Raw genomic sequence first — 1,098 nt, 5'->3', positions numbered from 1 at the left:
GGGGAAGACCGCGCAATAGCGTCGGCCACCATTTGTCGGCCGCGGCGCCGAGGTGCACCGTCACCCGCCGTGCATGGACGGTGAGCGTGGCCGCGACCTTGAGCACCTGTTCGCGCACCCGCATCAGGCTCCAGCCCTGGCGGGTTTGCCGCTCCAGCAGACAACGCAGGCCATGCAGCAGCTCGTAGGCATACAGGCTCAGCAGCAGGCTGACCTGATTTCGGGCCATCACCTGCTGCACCGTGGAGGCGCCGCGATCCGTCGAGGACAAGTGGACATTGAGCGCCGATTTCAGCTCGCCCATGTGGGCCTCGGCCTTGCCACGTTTGCGGTACAGGGCCAGCACTTTCTCCGCTGGATAATCGAGCTTGCTGAGGTTGGTCACCAGGAAAAAGCTGTGCAGCAGCAGGTCGTCGGGGTTCTCCTGCACCACCAGCACGACGCGCCGTGGTGACGTCCAGGAGCCGGCCTGGTAGTCGAGATCATGGCACCACTCGCGAGACGTCTCAGGCCGCCGACCGCGAGGCCGCTTGAGATAAGGCTCGGCCTGCGTCTGCAGTACCGAGTTGCTTTTCAAACGGCCCAGATAATCGATCTCCCGCGCGTCCATGGCCTCCAGTGTCGCGTTGTCGGTGAAGCCGGCATCCAGGCGGACAAGGACCTGGTCAATCGCCAGGTTCAGACCTTCCGCCAGGCGCTGAACCAGGTGGGGGATCCAGGTATCGGCCTCCTCGGCCGGGCCGGCATTGCCCTCGCGCAGCAGGCCACCCACCAGGTCGCCGGTCTCGGCGAGGGAGGCGATCAGCGGCGAGTAGATCCGGCTGCCCACATGGCCGTGGTAGGCCGAGCCGCTCTGATGGCCGAACACCTCAATCGGCAGCCCATCGATGTCCAGGGTCACATGACGGGGCCGCTGGATCCACGGCAGCGAGCGCCATCGCCAGATGGCCAGGCGCAGCAGGCCTTCGTGGACGGTATCGATGTTGGCATCCGTGCCCAGGCAGTTGAGCAATCGCGACAGCGTCGCCTGGGACGGACGCGCCTCGTCCAGCGGCGTCAGGCCGCGTGCATCGCTGCACACCAGGTGCCAAAGCGGGT

Annotated in this window: 1 protein-coding gene; it reads right to left on the bottom strand. The window is 66.1% G+C overall.

Features of this window, described 5'->3' with window-relative positions:
- Positions 1–1,098: IS1380 family transposase (locus tag DOM57_RS21435; protein WP_110651754.1), on the bottom strand; the 1,098-nt coding region annotated here is incomplete at both ends.

It is taken from the genome of Salinicola peritrichatus (assembly GCF_003206715.1).
In the GTDB taxonomy this organism is placed as follows: Bacteria; Pseudomonadota; Gammaproteobacteria; order Pseudomonadales; family Halomonadaceae; genus Salinicola; species Salinicola peritrichatus.
Note: the sequence above shows the minus strand (reverse complement) of the source record. Positions and strands in the feature narration are given on the sequence as shown.